The 19,835-nt window shown below is 47.6% G+C and carries 15 protein-coding genes and 1 pseudogene; 9 read left to right on the forward strand and 7 right to left on the reverse strand.

Annotation, left to right across the window (positions count from 1 at the left end):
• A pseudogene (locus tag E2B99_RS14830) lies at window positions 1-113 on the forward strand (IS5/IS1182 family transposase); the annotation flags it as partial.
• Window positions 114-396: 283 nt separating this feature from the next.
• On the opposite strand, the gene ilvC reads toward E2B99_RS14830, so the two are convergent.
• From ilvC to E2B99_RS03650, 3 genes are all read right to left on the reverse strand, one after another.
• Window positions 397-1,413: a ketol-acid reductoisomerase gene (ilvC, locus tag E2B99_RS03640; RefSeq protein WP_134243628.1), complete on the reverse strand. Its 1,017-nt coding sequence runs from the start codon at window positions 1,411-1,413 to the stop codon at window positions 397-399.
• Window positions 1,414-1,508: 95 nt separating this feature from the next.
• Entirely contained in the window at window positions 1,509-2,003 is a 495-nt protein-coding gene (gene ilvN / locus E2B99_RS03645) for an acetolactate synthase small subunit (protein WP_034279131.1), read from the reverse strand.
• Window positions 2,000-3,724 (reverse strand): acetolactate synthase 3 large subunit, encoded by a 1,725-nt coding sequence (locus tag E2B99_RS03650; RefSeq protein ID WP_134243629.1) that lies wholly within the window; start codon window positions 3,722-3,724, stop codon window positions 2,000-2,002. The genes ilvN and E2B99_RS03650 overlap by 4 nt, the downstream gene beginning before the upstream one ends.
• 512 nt (window positions 3,725-4,236) lie before the next feature.
• Here E2B99_RS03650 and E2B99_RS03655 point away from each other — a divergent pair.
• The 6 genes from E2B99_RS03655 to E2B99_RS03680 all read left to right on the forward strand — a co-directional run bounded on the left by E2B99_RS03655 (window position 4,237) and on the right by E2B99_RS03680 (window position 11,929).
• Complete coding sequence (locus tag E2B99_RS03655) at window positions 4,237-4,770, forward strand: DUF4124 domain-containing protein (protein ID WP_134243630.1); 534 nt, start codon at window positions 4,237-4,239, stop codon at window positions 4,768-4,770.
• 49 nt (window positions 4,771-4,819) lie between these two features.
• Window positions 4,820-5,263: a DUF4124 domain-containing protein gene (locus E2B99_RS03660; RefSeq protein ID WP_166738981.1), complete on the forward strand. Its 444-nt coding sequence runs from the start codon at window positions 4,820-4,822 to the stop codon at window positions 5,261-5,263.
• Window positions 5,264-5,424: 161 nt separating this feature from the next.
• A complete protein-coding gene (leuS, locus tag E2B99_RS03665; protein WP_134243632.1) occupies window positions 5,425-8,049 on the forward strand; it encodes a leucine--tRNA ligase in 2,625 nt (874 codons plus the stop codon).
• Between the two features lie 62 nt (window positions 8,050-8,111).
• Window positions 8,112-8,666 (forward strand): LPS assembly lipoprotein LptE, encoded by a 555-nt coding sequence (lptE, locus tag E2B99_RS03670; RefSeq protein WP_166738982.1) that lies wholly within the window; start codon window positions 8,112-8,114, stop codon window positions 8,664-8,666.
• A 6-nt stretch (window positions 8,667-8,672) separates the two neighbouring features.
• A complete protein-coding gene (gene holA, locus E2B99_RS03675; protein ID WP_134243634.1) occupies window positions 8,673-9,668 on the forward strand; it encodes a DNA polymerase III subunit delta in 996 nt (331 codons plus the stop codon).
• An 893-nt stretch (window positions 9,669-10,561) separates the two neighbouring features.
• Window positions 10,562-11,929, forward strand: coding sequence for an outer membrane beta-barrel protein (locus tag E2B99_RS03680; protein ID WP_134243635.1), 1,368 nt, complete (start codon window positions 10,562-10,564; stop codon window positions 11,927-11,929).
• Between the two features lie 109 nt (window positions 11,930-12,038).
• On the opposite strand, the gene E2B99_RS03685 is transcribed toward E2B99_RS03680, so the two are convergent.
• The 4 genes from E2B99_RS03685 to rluD form a co-directional block, all read right to left on the reverse strand.
• On the reverse strand, window positions 12,039-13,253 hold the full coding sequence (locus E2B99_RS03685; RefSeq protein WP_134243636.1) for a multidrug effflux MFS transporter: 1,215 nt from the start codon (window positions 13,251-13,253) through the stop codon (window positions 12,039-12,041).
• A 644-nt stretch (window positions 13,254-13,897) separates the two neighbouring features.
• Complete coding sequence (locus E2B99_RS03690; RefSeq protein WP_134243678.1) at window positions 13,898-14,446, reverse strand: flavodoxin family protein; 549 nt, start codon at window positions 14,444-14,446, stop codon at window positions 13,898-13,900.
• A gap of 191 nt (window positions 14,447-14,637) precedes the next feature.
• Window positions 14,638-15,423, reverse strand: coding sequence for a peptidoglycan editing factor PgeF (pgeF, locus tag E2B99_RS03695; protein WP_240687718.1), 786 nt, complete (start codon window positions 15,421-15,423; stop codon window positions 14,638-14,640).
• A 27-nt stretch (window positions 15,424-15,450) separates the two neighbouring features.
• A complete protein-coding gene (gene rluD / locus E2B99_RS03700) occupies window positions 15,451-16,539 on the reverse strand; it encodes a 23S rRNA pseudouridine(1911/1915/1917) synthase RluD (protein WP_134243637.1) in 1,089 nt (362 codons plus the stop codon).
• A 74-nt stretch (window positions 16,540-16,613) separates the two neighbouring features.
• Between rluD and E2B99_RS03705 the strand changes: the two genes are divergently transcribed.
• Window positions 16,614-17,699, forward strand: a complete 1,086-nt coding sequence (locus E2B99_RS03705) for an outer membrane protein assembly factor BamD (protein WP_134243638.1) — start codon at window positions 16,614-16,616, stop codon at window positions 17,697-17,699.
• A 92-nt stretch (window positions 17,700-17,791) separates the two neighbouring features.
• A complete protein-coding gene (locus E2B99_RS03710; RefSeq protein ID WP_134243639.1) occupies window positions 17,792-19,753 on the forward strand; it encodes a DNA primase in 1,962 nt (653 codons plus the stop codon).
• Window positions 19,754-19,835 lie beyond the last annotated feature (82 nt).

The following is a 19,835-nucleotide window of genomic DNA, read 5'->3' on the forward strand; positions in this document are numbered from 1 at the left end:
TTGCGAGACTAAAACATTTCCGTGCTATTGCAACCCGATTTGATAAGCTTGCACGAAATTATCAGTCTATGATTTACATTGCTTGCATGTTGATTTGGTGTAAAGCCAAATGAGGACACGCCCTAGTATTTAAAAATTTTGCCACTTACTAACCCCGTCAATCTATACAAATAGAAATATTTAAACATCATTAACATGAATATTACTAAGCTTTTCAAGAAAAACAAAACCCCCGCTATTACTAGCAGGGGCTTTGTACAACATCAAGTAAAACGAAAGGATTAACCCTTAGTTTTTCTCTTTATCGATGATCTTGTTGGCTTGAATCCAAGGTATGAGCGAGGATTAGCAGAGCACTGCTCTGCCCGAGCGCAAGGCACGCAAGCCAGTAGAAAATTAATTCTTTTCTTTATCAATGATCTTATTCGCTTGAATCCATGGCATCATCGCACGCAGCTTGCTACCAGTTACTTCAATACCATGTGCAGCGTTCAGACGACGGCGTGCAGTCATGGATGGATAGTTCAGGCTGCCTTCAGAAATAAACATCTTGGCATATTCACCAGACTGAATGCGTTTTAATGCATTGCGCATGGCTTCACGAGATTGTTCGTTGATCACTTCCGGGCCAGTCACATATTCGCCATATTCCGCATTATTGGAAATGGAATAGTTCATGTCGGCAATACCGCCTTCGAACATCAGGTCAACAATCAGTTTCAGCTCATGCAGACACTCGAAATAAGCCATTTCTGGGGCATAGCCAGCTTCAACCAGTGTTTCAAAGCCCATTTTAACCAGTTCAACCGCGCCACCGCAAAGTACGGCTTGCTCGCCAAACAGGTCAGTTTCGGTTTCTTCACGGAAAGTGGTTTCGATGATACCGGTACGGCCACCGCCAACACCTGACGCATAAGACAGTGCCAGATTACGCGCATTGCCGGAAGCATCCTGATAAATCGCAATCAGGTCAGGTACACCTGAACCACGCTGGTATTCAGAACGTACGGTGTGGCCTGGGGCTTTAGGCGCAATCATGATCACGTCCAGGTCTTTACGTGGCACAACCTGATTGTAGTGAATGGCAAAACCATGAGCAAACGCCAGAGTCGCGCCTTGCTTGATGTTTGGCTCAATCTCGTCACGGTACAGTTTGGACTGGAATTCATCTGGCGTCAGAATCATAACCACGTCAGCAGATTTAACCGCATCCGCCACTTCAGCAACCTGCAGGCCGGAGTTTTCTGCTTTTTTCCATGATGGAGAGTTTTTACGTAAACCGACAGTAACGTCTACGCCTGAATCTTTCAGGTTTAAAGCGTGAGCATGGCCTTGAGAACCATAACCAATGATTGAAACTTTTTTGCCCTGAATGATCGAAAGATCGGCGTCTTTATCGTAAAAAACTTGCATGTGAGGTCTCCGAGTAAAACTTTGAAAATAAATATTGGGTATCACCTGCTCCAGCCCTTTAATAAATTAAACAAAAGCTGGAGTGGTCTTAAAACTTAAACGGTTAAAACTTTTTCACCGCGTGCAATGCCTGACACACCGGAACGAACCACTTCCAGAATGGTGTTTTCAGAGAGCGCTTCAATAAAGCCATCCAGCTTGTCAGTGGTACCAGCAATTTGGATCGTGTAAGTTGTTGGCGTTACATCAACAATCTGTGCACGGAAAATATCAGCAGTCCGCTTAATTTCTGCGCGTGCAGCGCCCAATGCCTTAAGCTTGATCAGCATGAGTTCACGCTCAATATGCGCACCTTCTGACAGATCAACCACCTTAACCACTTCAATCAGCTTGTTCAGTTGCTTGGTGATTTGCTCAATCTTGTGCTCATCGCCATAGGTGGTTAGGGTCAGGCGCGACAGGGTTTCATCTTCAGTCGGCGCAACATTTAATGTTTCGATGTTATAGCCGCGCTGGCTAAACAAGCCCACTAAACGTGACAATGCTCCGGCTTCGTTTTCAACAAGTACGGAAATGATGTGGCGGTTCATGTCCGCTCTCCTTTTGCTAACCACATGTCACGCATGGACTGACCCGCAATCTGCATTGGGTAAACGTGTTCTTTTGGATCAACCATCACATTGATAAATACGCATTTATCGTTGATGGCCATTGCTTCCGCCAGTTTGCTTTCCAGCTCATCCTGATGATTGATCTGAATGCCGACATGACCATAGGATTCCATCAGCTTGGTGAAATCTGGCAGTGATTCCATATAGGAGCTGGAATGACGGCCTTCATAGTTCATGTCCTGCCACTGTTTCACCATGCCCAATGCACGGTTGTTCAGGCACAGGATTTTCACTGAAATGCCATATTGGGTACAGGTGGACAATTCCTGAATACACATCTGAATTGAGGCTTCACCAGTAATACAAACCACCTGCTTTTCTGGAAAAGCCAGCTTGCATGCCATTGCATAAGGCAAGCCCACACCCATGGTGCCAAGGCCACCGGAATTGATCCACTGGCGTGGTTCGTCATACTTGTAATATAACGCGCCAAACATCTGGTGCTGACCCACGTCAGACGTAATGATGGCTTTGCCGTCAGTGATCTTGTAGAGCGCTTCAACCACTTCCTGCGGCTTCATTTCACCCGGACTGGCAGGCTCGTAACGCAGGCCATGACGCTTGCGCCATTCATTGATTTGTACCCACCACTGGTCAATAGCTGCACTGTTTGGCTTTTCAATGCCCATTTGCTTAAGCTGGGCCAGCATTTCTGCCAGTACCGGCTCAACCGCACCAACGATTGGAATATGCGCGATAATGGTTTTGGAAATGGTTGCCGGATCAATATCAATATGAATAACTTTGGCATCCGGGCAGAATTTGGCCGGATTATTGGTGACGCGGTCATCAAAACGCGCGCCAACGCACAAAATTAAATCGGCATGGTGCATGGCCATGTTGGCTTCATAAGTGCCATGCATCCCCAGCATGCCAATAAACTGCGGGTCAGAACCGGGAAAGCCGCCCAGACCCATGAGTGTATTGGTAACTGGGAAGCCCAGACGATGACCAAGCTCGGTCAACAGGCTGGCTGCATTGCCCTGAATGACACCACCACCACTGTAAATAACCGGACGCTTGGCAACTACCAGTTCATCAATGGCTTTGCGAATCTGGCCAGAATGTCCACGCGCAGGCGGCTGATAGGAACGCAGCTTGACCTTCTCTGGATATTCATAGGCAAATTTTTCAGCCGGGTTGGTGGCATCCTTAGGAATGTCCACAACAACCGGGCCAGGCCGGCCACTGGCTGCAATATAAAATGCTTTTTTGATGATTGCCGGGATTTCACTGGCATGACGCACCTGAAAACTGTGCTTCACGATAGGACGGGAAATACCCACCATGTCAGTTTCCTGAAAGGCATCTTCACCAATCAGATGGGTTGCCACCTGACCAGAAATGATGACCATCGGAATGGAATCCATATAGGCTGTTGCAATTGGTGTGACAGTGTTGGTTGCACCGGGGCCACTTGTAACCAGTACCACGCCAGTTTTACCTGTAGAACGGGAATAGGCATCGGCCATGTGCCCTGCTGCCTGCTCGTGGCGCACCAGCACATGCTGCACTTTGTCCTGTTGAAACAAGGCATCATAAATATGTAAAACGGCGCCGCCCGGATACCCGAAAACGTGCTCAACACCCTCATCCGCTAACGCGCGAATGAGCATTTCTCCACCAGATAAAAGTTCCAAAATGACTCACCCTGTATGCTGACTAATGAAAGGAATCACTAATCCTTGAATTTGACACAACGCCATACCGACTCAACTAAACAGTCAATACGACAAAATACCACTGCGACTTTGGTAGGAAGATGACGGAAAACCTTTTTACAGCATTTATTGTGACTGCTGTACCGCGTCAGGTACTTTTTGGGATGGTAAAGTACCTGCTATGAGCCAAACACACCCGAGTGGGGTCTGATGTCTACCAAAGCAAAACGTCTGCCGCCGAAGGGTGATCGGCACAAATCGTTCAAATTTAAAAAGAGAGCTATTGTTTTATTTTAAGCCAGTGATGTCAAGGAAAACCTGCAATTTTCTTGCAGGATTGCCGCAAGTTTTTAGTGATTAAAAATGGCTCTCTTTACGAGAACGCCGTAGAGCCTAGACCTGCTACCACATATAGTAATATTACTTGCGAAACAAACCGAATTTAGCTACTTTGCACTAAATTATTGCGATGTGGTAGGGAGTTCCATCGTATGTTAAAAAATAGTCCAGCATTTAGACCTTTAAGATTATCGTCCACTGGTTTGATTTATAGCTTATCACGTGGCCTTTTATTCGCTGCAAGTTTAAGTACACTGGTCTTGGCGCAATCCGCCAGTGCAGAAACTTTTTACAAGTGGGTTGATAAAGCCGGCTCTACGCACTATACCCAGACGCCACCCGGTAAAAATAGCGCCAAGTCTGCCAAAAAAGTCTATATTGATGATCAGGCTCCGCCAACCCCGGTAGCTCCTGCCAATACTGAAACCAGTACCAATAATGCAAATACTGGCACTGCAAATAGCAATTCAAATAGTGGCAACGCGACCAGTGTTATGGATGCCAACCAGTTGGCCAATGCTGCCACCAATGGATCTGTTCCCAATACTAATGGTCAGCAACAAGCTCCTCAGGCCACTACAGCCTCACAACCTCAACCCGTCATTACTCCCATTACCCCGCCACCAGCCAACCGCCTGATTGTTCCAACACAGGATCAAACCAGACCAGCGTTTAGCGAACGTTAATGGATTGAGGGAAAATTTAGTTTATCAGTGAATCCATAAGTAGATGACCATGCCTGCAATTACTCAAACACTCAAAATTGGATTATTGATTAGTATTACCACTCTGCTGGCTACGACGATACAAGCCCAGCAAGTGTATAAATGGAAGGATGAAAAAGGCAGGCTGCATTATACGCAGACCCCGCCGCCTGCACGCTATGCTCAAGCAGTCAATATCAAGGAACGGCCAGCACCTGCGCCGGCTGTTAATGGTCAAAAAGCAGCCACAGGAACCACTGCGGCCAACACTGATAACAAAGCAACTGCGAGCAAGCCAGCACCGAAGCTCAGTGCGAGTGACTGTAAAGCCATGCAGGACAATCTAGCGTTGCTGCAAACTGGACGTCGTCTCTATGAAAAAGATGCGGGTGGGGAACGGGCATATATGACTGAAGAACGCCGTGCTTCACAAATCCAGACCTACCAGCAGAATATTGCCAATGGATGCAAATAGCTGTTTATAAATACAGGCTGGCTGCTGCAATACTTTTTAACAGGCTAGCATCCATTTAAAAAGTTGGTAAAAAATAACGATGTTGTTGACGAAAGCGCGCGCATTTTGCATTTTTAGGCTATGCTTGCGCTCAAGTTTTTATGATTGCCTGTTTTGTGGTTATGACAACATCCAATACTCAAAGTTCTGAATATCAATTTGCCCAAATCGAACCAGCTGTCCAGGCTGACTGGGAATCACGTCAAAGTTTTGCAGTGGCTAACGAAACTGGCAGCCCGCGTCGTTACGTGCTGTCCATGTTTCCCTATCCGAGTGGCAAGCTGCACATGGGCCATGTGCGTAACTACACCATTGGCGATGTGATTAGTCGTTATTACCGCTTAAAAGGCGAAACAGTGCTGCAACCGATGGGTTGGGATGCTTTTGGCCTGCCTGCTGAAAATGCGGCCATTGCTCATCAGGTCGCTCCGGCCAAGTGGACCTTTGAAAATATTGACTACATGCGTAAGCAGCTCAAAAGTCTAGGACTGTCGATTGACTGGAATCGTGAACTTGCGACCTGTACGCCAGAATATTATCGCTGGGAACAGTGGCTGTTTGTCCGTCTGTATAAAAAAGGCCTGATTTACCGAAAGCTGTCGACGGTAAACTGGGACCCGGTGGATCAAACCGTACTGGCCAATGAACAGGTGATTGATGGCCGTGGCTGGCGCTCTGGTGCGCTAGTGGAAAAGCGCGACATTCCCATGTATTACTTCCGCATTACTGATTATGCACAGGAATTGCTGGATGATCTGGATCAGTTAGCTGAAGGCTGGCCGCAACAAGTGCTGACCATGCAGCGTAACTGGATTGGCCGCTCGCAAGGCATGGATATTACCTTCCCGTCTGCAAATCCGGATGTTTATGCCGAGGGCTTAACCGTATTTACCACCCGTCCTGATACCTTGATGGGTGTGACCTATGTGGCGGTTGCAGCCGAGCATCCGCTTGCCCTGAAAGCCAGTGAAAATAATCCTGAACTCAAAGCATTTATTGAAGAATGCCGTATGGGTTCAGTGGCTGAAGCTGATGTGGCAACTGCTGAGAAAAAAGGCATGCCAACCGGGCTGTTTGTCAAACATCCGCTGACTGGTGAGCAGGTTCCAGTATGGGTGGGCAATTACGTACTGATGAGCTATGGCTCTGGTGCAGTGATGGCCGTACCTGCGCACGATGACCGTGATTTTGAATTTGCCAATAAATACCAGTTGCCAATCAAGCAAGTAATTCAAGTTGCCGATACTAATGATTATAACAATCAGACTTGGCAGGAATGGTACGGTAGCAAAGATGGCAAGCTGGTTCAGTCCGGTGAATTTGATGGCTTAAGCTATCAGGGTGCCTTTGATGCATTTCTGGCTAAATTAGAACCACAAGGCCTGGCTAAATCAAAAGTGCAGTTTCGTCTGCGTGACTGGGGTGTGTCGCGTCAGCGCTACTGGGGCTGTCCGATTCCCATGATTAACTGTGAATCATGTGGACAAGTGCCTGTCCCGGAAGAACAACTGCCTGTGGTACTGCCCACTGACGTTGTACCGGATGGGTCGGGCAATCCGCTGGCCAAGATGCCTGAATTTTATCAAACCACTTGCCCTAGTTGTGGCGCAGCAGCCAAACGTGAAACCGACACTCTGGATACCTTTGTGGAATCCAGTTGGTACTATGCCCGCTATGCCTCACCGGATTATGTCGGTGGCATGGTAAAACCAGAAGCTGCGCAAAGCTGGCTGCCAGTCAATCAGTATATTGGCGGCGTGGAACATGCCATTTTGCATTTATTGTATGCCCGCTTCTTCCATAAACTCATGCGTGATGAAGGCGTCGTTCAGGGTAATGAGCCATTCACCCGCCTGCTTACGCAAGGCATGGTGCTGGCAGATACCTTTTATCGTGAAGATGCCAGCGGCAAGAAAATCTGGTTTAACCCAGCAGATGTGGAACTGGATAAAGACGATAAAAGCCGGATTCTGGCAGCACGTTATAAAGGCGATGGGCAGCCCGTCAATATTGGCGGCATGGAAAAAATGTCCAAATCCAAAAATAATGGTGTTGATCCACAAGCCATTATTGACCGTTTTGGCGCTGACACTGCACGTGTATTCATGATGTTTGCTGCACCACCTGATCAATCACTGGAGTGGTCAGATGCCGGTGTTGAAGGCTCGCATCGCTTCTTGAAACGGGTATGGCGTCAGACGCAGTTACATCTGGAAAATACCCCGACTATTCTGGCACCTTTGCAAACGACAACACTGGGTACTACGGCTCAGGAACTGCGTCGCAAGCTGCATGAAACCATCCAGAAAGTGGGTGATGATATTGAGCGTCGTCAGTCCTTCAATACTGCCATTGCTGCACTGATGGAGTTGCTCAACAGTATTGCCAAGTTTGAAGCCAAGGATGACAGCGATTACGCTGCCGAACGTGAAGCCATTACCAATCTGCTGTTGTTGCTGGCACCGTTTGCGCCACACTTGAGTCAGGCTTTGCTGGCACAGCTTGATATTGATCTGGTCAACGCCCGTTTTCCAGAAGTGGATGCCTCTGCACTCACCCGCAATACCCAGACCATTGTGGTACAGGTGAACGGCAAACTACGTGGCAAGCTGGAAGTGGGCCTGGATACCAGTGATGATGAGCTTAAAGCATTGGCCAAGGCCCTGCCAGAAGTTCAGCAGTTTTTGACTGGCCCCACCAAGAAAGAAATTGTGGTTAAAAACAAGCTAGTAAATCTTGTGGTATAAGCCACAGGATTTACTTTGATCGACTATAAACCGGCTATAAGTTTTATATGGGAACAGCAGGCATGAAACAACCACGAATCCTGACAGGAATAACCTTGCGCCATTTGAGTTTAAGTCTGGCTTTGGGGTTAGCAGCCGTAAGCATGTATGGTTGTGGTTTTCACTTGCGTGGTACCCAGACTGCTGCCATTCCTGTGGCTTATAAAAATGTTCAGGTGGATTTACCCAAACAGGCCGAAGCCCTGCGTGAGCCTTTGGTGGTTTACCTGCAATCACTGGGTGCCATGGTCAATCAGGACAAAAGTGCGCCGATTATCAAGATTACCGATTATCAGCAAACCCGTCAGCTCCTCAGTGGCCGCCTGACCGAAGTTCAGCTGCGTCTGGCCATTACTTATCATATTGAAAGCAGTCTGGGTGAGCCACTCACCATTGACTACAGTGTGTATTCCCGCCGCAGTTATCAATATGATATTGCAACAGTAAATACTGAAAATCAGGAAGAAGCCCACCTGATTGAAGAAATGAATCTGGATGCCGCCATGCAGATTGCGCGCCAGTTGCATGCAGGCCGTATGCAGTACGCCACTGCTAATGATAAAACAACTGCGCCTTAGTTTATTATGCGGCTGGATTATCGGGGTGCGATGGGACGAGTTGCCCAAGCCAGTGGCGTCTGGCTCTTGCACGGTAATGAGCCATTGCTTGAGCAAAACCTGCTGAATGCCCTGCGCCAACACTGGCAATCCCAGCACATTGAACGCCAACGCTTTGAAATCAATACTGTTAACGACTGGCGTGATGTCTTTAATTCGTTAAATAGTCTGTCATTATTTTCTGAAAAACTGGCCATCGAAGCACATGGCAATATCAAGCCGGATGCCGCAGGGCTAGATCAACTCCAGCAATTCATTCAGTCACCCGCAGATAATACACTGGTTATTATCATGCCAAGGCAGGATCAGGCGGCGCAAAAAACCAAATTTTATCAAAGCATTGAGGCTAATAGCGTTGTGGTTCAGCTTAGCCTGCAAAACATGCATGAACGTCTGGCCATTTTACAGGATGAAGCACGTAAGCTTGACGTTCAACTGGCACGTGATGCCTGGGAATTGCTATTGGCCCAGACTGAAAATAATCTGTTTGCCGCACAGCAAAGCCTGTTACGCCTAAGTGATTTACATCAGTCTGACCACGTGATTGGCCTTGAAGAGTTACAAGCAGGCCTGACAGAACAATCACGCTTTAGCAGCTTTGATCTGGCTGATGCTGCCTTGCAGGGCAATGCATTACAGGCCGTTAAGATTCTTGGCTTTTTGCTGGAATCCGGAGAAGCCGACAGCCTGATTTTATGGGCACTGTCCCGCGAAATGCGCTTACTCATGCAACTCTTTGAGCAACCGGGTCAATACCAGAAACTGGGAATTTGGCCAAACAAAACCCGGCATTATCAGCAAGCACTTAAACGTATTTCTGGCAAACAGCTCATGCAATGGCCTGCTTTGCTTCAGCGCACCGATGCTGCCATCAAGGGACTTAGCGAGGAAAACAGCAAAGACCTGTTATTGCAAGTGACTATGGCATTAAGCGGTAAACCCCTGTTTCATGAATTGACCTAGCCAAGCTCTCTCATTAGGCGTAACTTTAAGTGGCACGTATCTAGAACAGCAGAAAACGCTCATTTAATGATCAAAAAATAGTATTTATTCGACCAAAAATGACAGTTAGTGTGAACTTTCATCAACATTTTGCTGATAATTGCTGTTTCTTGCAGACATATCTACGGCCTTGCCTATACCAAACCCAGAACTAAAATAAAGTCCGGCCCCAATTAAAATCACTGTAATCATTGCTTTCAATGTGCCCAAGCCTGCAAAATCTGGAGTTGAAATTCTGTTGTAATGCTTACTGCAATTCCTTTGCCAACTTGAAAAACCTAATATCTCTAACGAAGAGGTAGAGTGTTAAATGGCTTTAGATTCACTTGCTGTGAGGCTTGACATGATAAATTCACATTAAGCAGTAACTGGACTACTGAACATTAAAGGCTAAATGCTCTCAAATTGTTTTAGTTATTATTCTCTTGTTTTACAAAGTAAAGAACCGCCCGAAGGCGGTTCAGCAAGCTTTATCACTGTTTGGCAGCAGGATTGGATTACCAAACAGCTTTAAGTCTTGCTTAAGAAATTATACTTGAATCACTTTATTAAAAGTTTACTCGCCAGTCATTTCTTTAAACCATCGCTTTACTCAATATCTTAGGCCTAGAGTAGTCAATTTCGTACTTGACTATTCGACCTTAGGCTACAAACAATCACATTGACAAGCCTCAAGAAATGAAAATATAGTGAGATAGCGCTATTGCAAACAGCGCGCTTAGAATGGATTGCCATAAGATCTGTTTTAAGCCTTGAAAGGAATTTATCTACTGGATGTAGATGCTAAAAGCAGTGCCATTATGAGTTATTTATAAGTCCCGCTTTTAGCCATCTTTAATCATGGACGGAACCAAATGAAAATGAAAACTCTTGTGGTAGCTATTGCCACTGCTGCTCTCCCTGCCACCAGTGTATTTGCTGCGGCACTGGACCGTTCTGGTCAGTCCATTTCAGCTTTTTTACAGCCCGGCAACTATGCAGAAATTGGCGTATCTTCCCTGTATCCAACTGTTGAAGGAAAGGATCGTTCGGGTAATGGTATTGCTGACATTGGTGAAAGCTACACCTTTGGTAGCGCAGCCATTAAACTACAGCCTACCGAAAAACTCTCATTCGGCATGATTTATGATGAGCCATTTGGCGCACGGGCAACCTATCGTGGTAGTAATAACTTTACGGCAAATGGCAGCACAGGAACGTTTGGCAATACCTCATCTGACTTAAAAACACGCAACCTTACCACGCTGTTTGGTTATGAACCGATTGATCATTTCAAGGTATATGGCGGCGTGGCCTATCAGGAAATTGAAAAAGCCGAGGTAGACTTGCGCGGGACAGCCTACAGTGTCTATAACGGTTACAGCTCAACTGGCGACAAAGACAGTGCCTTTGGCTGGGTAGCCGGCATGGCCTATGAAATTCCTGAAATTGCGCTAAAAGCTTCTTTAACCTATCGTTCAGAAATTGAGCACAATGCGTCCACGCAGGAATCCCTGCAAATTGGCAATCTGTTGACGGCAGTTACCAATGGCTTAGGACAGGTTGATGCAGGTTTGTCTCAAATTAATGCCGGTCTGGCTCAACTGGCTGCGCTTCCGGACACTGATACCCGTAAAGCTGCATTACTCGCCCAGCAACAGTCTTTAACTGCAACACGTACAGGTTTAGTCACACAACAGGCACGTCTTGCTGCATTAAATGCCCTTGCACCTTCCAGCCTTGAACAAGCCAGCAAGGTGACCACGCCTCAGTCTGTCAATCTGGATTTCCAGACCGGTGTGATGGCAGATACAGTGGCCTTTGCTAACTTGCGCTGGGTAGAATGGTCAGGTTTTGCCATCAGGCCTGCCCTGTTTGGCGCTGTTGCCACCGCAGCTTCGCCATCAACCGGTGGATTTAATCTGGTTGATTATACCGATGACCAGTGGTCTGCCAATGTTGGCGTGGGTCGCAAGCTAAGCAATACACTGGCTGGTAATATGTCTGTGGGCTGGGACAGCGGTGCTGGCAACCCGGTCACTACACTTGGCCCAACAGAAGGCTACTGGAACGTTGGTCTTGGCTTGCGCTATAGCCCGGCACCTCAGGTTGAACTCTCTGGCGGGGTAAAGTATTTCTGGCTGGGTGATGCAACGGCCAAAGTAAGCAGTGGCACTGAAGTTGCTGATTTCGAAGATAACCATGCGCTGGCCGTGGGCCTAAAACTAGGCTATCGCTTTTAATTGATTTGAGAATTTCGTTTTTTGAAACTGCCCTGTACTGGTTACGGGGCAGTTTTATTTAATGACTAGCACTTTATTTTACTGATCTTGTGCCCATTGCTAAGTCACTCTATTGAACCTCGCTCGCTTGCAGCCTCAGCAACCAGCGCTTTTCACTTAGCATAATCAAAAAGGACGCCCCACATAAAATGGCAAAGCCCCAGGTCATGGGAATTAGGGTGCCGTTATAAAGCTGGCCAATAATGGTCGCCAGTATTAGCGACAGAACAGACGCCGATGCTCCAATAATGGCCGAGGCCATACCTGCGACATGTCCCATGGGTTCCATGGCAATGGCATTTAAATTGCCAAACAGACAGCCAAATACTGAGAACAGCAGACTGGCATACAGCAAAAACATCCAGAAAGTAATTTTAATACCGCTGTGCTGCACCACGAGAAAGCCAAAAGACAGTACAGCAATAAACAACATGCCATACATGCAAATCGGACGCATGCCAATTTTGGCTACCAGCCTTGCATTGGTAAAGGATGCCACACCCATCAAGGCGGCCAGCAGTGCAAAACACAGGCTAAATGTTTCGCCGGACTGACCAAACTGCTGCATAAAAATTTGTTGTGATGTGCCCAGATAACCAATAAAACCGCCAAAACACAGGCCAGTGCACAATAAATAGCTCATGGTGGTGCGGTTACTAATTACTTCCTGAAAGCCATGCTGGAACGCCTTAATTTGCATGGGCAAGCGTTGTTCTGGCAGCAGGGTTTCTTCTAGACGCAAGGCAATCCAGATTCCCACTACCAGCGCATAAACAATGTAGAGCAGGAAAATTTCACGCCAGCCTGAAAAATAAATGATGACTTGTCCGATGCCGGGTGCAATGGCAGGCGCTACCATAAATACCATCATGATCAATGACATCACCCGCGCCATGTCATTGCCGCTGTATTTATCGCGCACCACGGAAATGGTCGCCACATACGGCCCAGCCACGCCAATACCCTGAATAAAACGCCCTAGCAAAAACCATTCAAAACTGTGGGTCAAGTAGCACAGCAGGCTGCCCGCTAAATAAATGATAATCCCGGAAAATAAAATTCGCTTGCGGCCAATCGCATCCGATAGCGGCCCGGCAATCAGTTGTCCGAGTGTCATGCCCGCAAAGATACAGGTAATGACCCATTGCACATGGTTGGGATTATCAATCGAAAACACACGACCAATTTGCCCCAGTGCAGGCAAAATGGCATCAATGGAAAAAGACACCACTGACATCAGTAGCGCCATGAGTAAGGCAAATTCTCTGGAATCAATTTTGGTCATTTTACATTCTCTTGGAATAATCAACTGCGTGTATTGACGCATCAACGTATTTAACAACACATCAAGTCGCCATACTAAAAACAAATAATGTCATCCAACGGCATTTATAGTTATACAGGCTTAAAACTATCTATATCTTTTTCCGAAACATTCTCTCGACTAAAAATCCAAAAACAATGGTGAATGCAATAAAATGCATTGTCACAACCCATGTGCATGCGATGGAGATGATCATACTGGTAGGGATAAAATTGATTTTATTAAAAAGATCACTGGATGTATCCCAAGTTTGGATAGGCAGCATAATTACTATAACTAGTAAGACATACAAGCCTAATATCAGAAGATATGCCCAGAAGACTCGAGAAATTTTATAAGTCGGTTTGTTGCTAAAATAGTTTCTAACCTGTGCCCGCTGATTATAAAGAAATTTAATCCAGAGCCCTATATTAATAACAGATGAGCAAATCAAGATATTTTCAAATAAGAATACAGACTGCCGATTCCCAGGCCATGCTTCAAATACAGGGAAAAATGGCTGATAATTAATAAAGTAAGAACCAATCCATACCACGAAACCAATAATACAGGGAGAAATAAATAATGTTGTCAGGATATCAATTGTTTTAATCGTCATGTAATTTTTATATTAATTCAGCCAGATATTTGCCAAACCATTTTGCGGTTTCAATATCCCCTTGTGGCGGCGTTTCTTCAACGGGTGCATTGTCAGACTGGGTCATTAAACCCAAAAAGCCAGACAGCCGGTTCAGGTCATTTTCAGTGTGACCGGTTGGCATGAGCGGAATACCGCTCCACAACATGCCATGCTGCATGGCAAACAGGCAAATTTGCTGTAGCACCGCCAGCTTGTCACCGCTTAAACCACCAGAATTGGCAAACCCCGCTGCCAGCTTGCCCACCCACAAGCGGTTTTTCCAGCGTTTGGACGTCGCATCCATAAACAGCTTAAAGCCACTGGTCACGCTGCCCATATAGGTCGGTGAACCAAAAATGATGACATCCGCATGATCCAGTGCATGCCAGTCTACATGCTCTACCGACATCACATGCACTTGCGTATTAGCAACCTGCCGGGCACCGTCTGCAATGGCACGTGCCACGCGTTCGGTGTGCCCATAGGGGCTATGATAAACAATACACACCTGTTTGCAGGGTGCTGGCGGGGTCAGCGCAGGATCAGAAGCAATAGCGTGGGTCAATTCAACATCCTAAAAGCGGCCTGCATAAAAATGCAGCTCAGGCGCCACATCATAACAGTTTGCAGGTTTCACCACAAAAGCTGATGCAAAACATCATCATAAAAACAGCAATACACAACACGATAGCTTGTATGTAGTTATCAACTTATTGACCCACTCATTCAGGCATTCTGGATCATCACAAAGGTGGCCATGCGGCCTGTCCTTGCTGTATGCCGGTATGAATAAAACGTAGTGGAATCCTGATAGCTGCATTGTACGCCACCAGTGATGTGCCGGATTCCCAATCGGTGCAGACGCTGGCTGGCCAGTTGATAAATATCGGCCAGATATTTACCCGTCTTATGCTTGGTAAAAGCACTGGCAGCATCAGGATGGTGCTGGGTAAAAGCATCAAACACTTCCTGCCCCACCTCAAAACTGCATGGCCCAATTGCCGCACCAAACCAGGCGAACACAGCAGGTGACTGCATGGCATTGACGGTATTTTCAATTATCCCACCCAGCAAACCGCGCCAGCCGGCATGAATACAGCCCACCTCGGTGCCATCTGCATTGCTCAGCACAATCGGCAGGCAATCTGCAGTCATGATCATGCAGGCCACACCAGTTTGCCGAGTCACAAAAGCATCCGCATTAATGGGCAAAAACGGCATGGCTTGTTCAGTGACTTCATGCACGCGGGTACTATGGGTTTGTTCCAGCCATACCAGACGTTTAGCGCCATAAGGCTGCAATGCCTTTAACAGCTCAATGCGCTGCTGCTGGACTGTGCCAGCATCATCCCCCACATGCAGCGCCAGATTAAAGCTATCAAATGGCGCAGCACTTTGCAGTAATGGATTAAATGCCTGCCGGGTGGTTTGCCCTGCCAGTATCTGAGCAGGCAAACCTGTTGCATTAATGAATCCATGCGGCATATCCGGCTGCACAAGACTTTCCATCATTTTCACCTTGTTTATATGCTCATCAGATTAAGCTTGATGCCCTTCATCACGCAGCGCCTGAACCAGCTGGCTAAAATCATCCGGCCATGGCGCTTCAAACTGCATTTGTTTGTCCGTATGCGGATGCACCAGCCCTAGTTTGCGGGCGTGTAATGCCTGCCGCTTGAAATTTTGCAGGGTTTTGATCAGATTCTGGCTGGCCCCTTGTGGCAAGCGCCGACGGCTGCCATACATTGGATCACCCACTAGCGGAAAACCGATATGCGACAAATGCACGCGAATTTGATGGGTACGCCCGGTTTCCAGTTGCGCCTGCACCAGTGTATGTGTGCCAAAGCGTTCCAGCACCCGGTAATGGGTCACCGAAGCACGTCCACCGGGCTGTACACTCATGCGAGTACGCTCTACCGGGTGGCGCTTGATGGGCTGATCCACCGTACCGCCAGCAATCACATGTCCCACCACCACTGCATCATAAATCCGGTACACTGATTTGTCGGCCAGTTGCTTGCTGAGGTGATGCTGGGCTGCCAGATTTTTGGCCACGACCAATAGGCCACTGGTGTCCTTGTCAATGCGGTGCACCAGACCAGCACGCGGTAGTTCCTTCAGCTTGGCATCATGGTACAGCAGGCCATTCACCAATGTGCCTGACCAGTTGCCTGCGCCTGGATGCACTACCAGACCAGCCGGTTTGTTAACAACTAGAATATGCTCATCCTCATACACAATATCCAGTGCCATTGGCTCAGGCTCAGTGGTGTTCTGCTCTTGCAGAGTCACCTCCAGATTGAGTACTTCGCCGCCCAGACAACGGGTTTTGGGTTTTACGCTTTGCCCATTAACGGTAAGCTGGCCATCCTGCAACCAGCTTTTAAGCCGTTCACGCGAGAATTCAGAAAAAAGACTGGCCGCCACCTGATCAAAGCGCAGCCCAAGCATCTCATCAGGCACCACCGCCTGTTGCGAAATTCTGGTTGCACTAGCTGCTTGATTTGACGCCAGATCTCCCTCAAACAGGTCTTCTTGCAGATCAGCAAATAACGCATTGTCATCCTCAGGCAGCTCATTTATGCTTGAATCTGGTGTTTGCTGTAGATTTTGTGTATGGGCCATTTGGTATCTGTCATCAAAAATGGTTAAATAGCCCCCATTGTAGCGTATTGCCCGTTAAGTCCAGAGGAGTATTTATGTCGCTGCCCCGTTTTAGTGTGTTGATGTTGTCATTATCCGTGGCAATTGCAGGAGGAATGGCGGGTTGTAGCAGCTTTCCAAAAAAGAAAAATGATCTGAAGGACGCAGGCCCGCAGCGCAGTGAGCAAGCCTATTATGAGTCTGCACAAAAGAGCCTGAAACGCGGCCAGTACACCGAAGCCAACAAATCACTGGAAGCGCTGGATACTTACTATCCCACCGGTGAATATACTGAACAGGCCCAGCTAGACCTGATGTATTCCCGTTTCAAGCAGGGTGATTATCCGGGCGTGGTGACGCTGGCGGATCGCTTTATCCGTCTATACCCCAGCAATGCCCAACTGGACTATGCCTATTATATTCGCGGTGTTGCCAATATGGAGCAGCATTATGACGGCCTGCTGCGCTACACCAACCTGAACCAGTCACACCGTGATGTTAGCTACCTGCGTCTGGCCTATAGCAGCCTGCGTGAATTTGTACAGCGTTTCCCCAACAGCCGTTATGCGGTAGATGCGGCGCAGCGCATGCAATATGTCAATCAGGAGCTGGCTGAAAGCGAAATGAACGTGGCACGCTACAACCTGAAACGTCAGGCATGGCTGGCTGCAGTACAACGTGCACGCTGGGTGCTGGAATATTATCCGCAAACCCCGCAAGTCCCTGAAGCACTGGCCACTATTGTGTATGGCTATCAGAAACTGGGCGACCAGCAAACTGCCAACCAGTACCTTGAAATCATTCGCCTGAATTATCCCAAGCTGATCAAGGGCAATGGCGTAGACTTGAATGCTGCACGCGGCAAGGCCTCCTGGGTTAACCGTGCCACTTTGGGTATTTTTGGCCGTGAAGCGCAATCGTTTGTGCCACAGAACCGCGACAATGCAGCCGTGGTGGTTCCGCCTGCGGCCACCCCAGCCACCAGCAATGAACTGACATCCGAACAGATCAAACCTGATGTTCCGCAACCGGATCTGGATAATGCTGTACAGCAGCCTCCAGTTCCCAGCATTGGTCTGGGCCTGCCTGAGCTGACTTCGCCACAGCAGCAGCCGGAATCTGCACCATCCAATGCGCCGTAACTCTATAATGCTTGCAAAACATAACTGATCATTCACCTTATGCTATAGTGCTCCCACTGCCTGTTTTTGGTAAATAGTGCAGCGGGGGCAACATGGCAATTCCACAACATACCATCGACCAGATACTGGATCGCATTGATCTGGTAGAGCTGATTGGCAGCCGAATTAAACTCAAAAAATCAGGCAAAACCTATACCGCCTGTTGTCCGTTTCATCAGGAAAAGTCCCCATCATTTAATGTAGATCGCAATAAAGGCTTTTATCATTGCTTTGGCTGTCATGCGCACGGCAATGCCATTGGTTTTTTGATGGAATATGAAAACCGCAATTTTATTGATGTGATCAAGGATCTGGCGCAGCAAGCAGGAATTGAGCTGCCCAAAAATTCACAGGATGACAATAACAAGTTTAGCTATAAACGCAGTGCAGCGCCCAAGCCAGCTGTGCCTGCTGCTAAAAAACCCGTAGAACCACAGGCTGATACCCTGGACAGAAATAACAAAACGCCTGCTGGTAATCCTTCTGTATATAATTCTGATAGTGATCCTTTTGATATTCCTGCAGATGTTGATGGTACAGCGCATCTGATGCTGGATGACATCTGGCATGACAGCACCAGTCAGGCCATAGCCAATGATGAAATAGCAAATGCTTCATCAAAAGAAGGTAATTTATATGACCTGCTGGAACAGGTGGCCCAGTTTTATCAGCAGCAACTGGCGAAAAACAGTGCAGCACAGGCCTATTTAACCAGTCGTGGGCTGGATGACAAAGCATGTGAATTCTGGCGGCTGGGTTATGCGCCAAGTGACTGGCAACATCTGCAACAGCATTTTTCCCGTGATGTTGAAGGCTTAAAAACCGTCGGGTTGATTCGTGACAGTGAAAAAGGCCGCGCCTATGACCTGCTGCGTGACCGGGTGATTTTTCCCATTCGGGATGGTAAAGGTCGTGTGGTGGGTTTTGGTGGCCGCGCCATGAGCGATGACATCAAGCCAAAATACATCAACTCGCCGGAATCAATCATTTTTCATAAAAGTGAAATCCTGTATGGCCTGTATGAAGGCCGTAAGGCCCGCGCCGGTCAATGGCTGATGGTAGAAGGCTATATGGATGTGATTGCATTACAACAGGCCGGGCTGGCTGGTGCAGTGGCATCCCTGGGCACAGCCACCAATGTGGAACATCTTAATACCCTGTTTAAGCAAAGCAATAAGATCACGCTGGCCTTTGATGGTGACACAGCCGGACAGCGCGCTGCATGGCGTACCCTTGAGCTGGCACTGCCTGCCCTCACCGATGGGCGTGAACTGCGCTTTCTGGTGTTGCCCGAACAGCATGATCCAGATTCCTTAATTCGGCTGGAAGGCTTGGGCGGTATTAGGCGGCGGATTGAACAGGCCCCACCGCTGTCGGACTTTTTGTTTGAAAGTCTGGCACAGCAAATTGACATTAAAACACCCGAAGGCAAAAGTCGCTTGATGCAGGAAGCCCGTGCCTTAACTGCCCTGCTGCCGGCAAAAGGCAGTTTTAAGCGACTGCTGGAACAATCCCTGCGTGACCGTTTAGGGCTAGGCTGGAACAAAAAACCAGCGGCACAGCAGCAATTATTATCGTTTGAACAAAGCTCAAGTCTTGAAGAAAAAGCTCTGCTGCTGCTATTGCAATATCCGGCTTTATTTAACCAGATGAGTGGATTACTTGAGCTGGTCGATGCCAATCATGCCTTTGGTCGTGCGCTATACCTGATGCAACAGGCCGATGAAGAACTGCCGGACGACCCGGAACAGTGCCTGTATTTTCTGCTGGGTGCGTGGCCCAATGAACAGGAACGCAATAAGCTGTGTCATTTGCTGGATGCGGTAGATATGGGTGTTTATGTGCAGCAGCCTGAACGGCTGGACGGCCTGTGCCAGGAACTGGTGATGCAGCTCACCGAACAGTATTTACGCAAGAAACTGAATTTATCCGGCTCCATTCAGGTTCGCCAGCAATTAAAAAACCAGCTGCTGGAAATTCGCAAAAAACTATCGTTTCGGGAAGATATTGTTTAAAAAACTTTAAGTTCAAGGCTGGTTTGTCTATTTCTAAAAATTCAATAAAGCCAGAAGTTTATCGATACTCCACCGCTTTAAT

The sequence above is a fragment of the Alkanindiges illinoisensis genome, from assembly GCF_004377485.1.
In the GTDB taxonomy this organism is placed as follows: Bacteria; Pseudomonadota; Gammaproteobacteria; order Pseudomonadales; family Moraxellaceae; genus Alkanindiges; species Alkanindiges illinoisensis_A.

Excerpts from the sequence above, each read along its gene's own strand:
- ilvC (WP_134243628.1), bottom strand. The coding sequence starts at position 1,413 with ATGCAAGTTTTTTACGATAAAGACGCCGATCTTTCGATCATTCAGGGC.
- ilvN (WP_034279131.1), bottom strand. The coding sequence starts at position 2,003 with ATGAACCGCCACATCATTTCCGTACTTGTTGAAAACGAAGCCGGAGCA.
- E2B99_RS03655 (WP_134243630.1), top strand. The coding sequence starts at position 4,237 with ATGTTAAAAAATAGTCCAGCATTTAGACCTTTAAGATTATCGTCCACT.
- E2B99_RS03660 (WP_166738981.1), top strand. The coding sequence starts at position 4,820 with ATGCCTGCAATTACTCAAACACTCAAAATTGGATTATTGATTAGTATT.
- leuS (WP_134243632.1), top strand. The coding sequence starts at position 5,425 with ATGACAACATCCAATACTCAAAGTTCTGAATATCAATTTGCCCAAATC.
- lptE (WP_166738982.1), top strand. The coding sequence starts at position 8,112 with ATGAAACAACCACGAATCCTGACAGGAATAACCTTGCGCCATTTGAGT.
- holA (WP_134243634.1), top strand. The coding sequence starts at position 8,673 with ATGCGGCTGGATTATCGGGGTGCGATGGGACGAGTTGCCCAAGCCAGT.
- E2B99_RS03680 (WP_134243635.1), top strand. The coding sequence starts at position 10,562 with ATGAAAATGAAAACTCTTGTGGTAGCTATTGCCACTGCTGCTCTCCCT.
- E2B99_RS03685 (WP_134243636.1), bottom strand. The coding sequence starts at position 13,253 with ATGACCAAAATTGATTCCAGAGAATTTGCCTTACTCATGGCGCTACTG.
- pgeF (WP_240687718.1), bottom strand. The coding sequence starts at position 15,423 with ATGATGGAAAGTCTTGTGCAGCCGGATATGCCGCATGGATTCATTAAT.
- rluD (WP_134243637.1), bottom strand. The coding sequence starts at position 16,539 with ATGGCCCATACACAAAATCTACAGCAAACACCAGATTCAAGCATAAAT.
- E2B99_RS03705 (WP_134243638.1), top strand. The coding sequence starts at position 16,614 with ATGTCGCTGCCCCGTTTTAGTGTGTTGATGTTGTCATTATCCGTGGCA.
- E2B99_RS03710 (WP_134243639.1), top strand. The coding sequence starts at position 17,792 with ATGGCAATTCCACAACATACCATCGACCAGATACTGGATCGCATTGAT.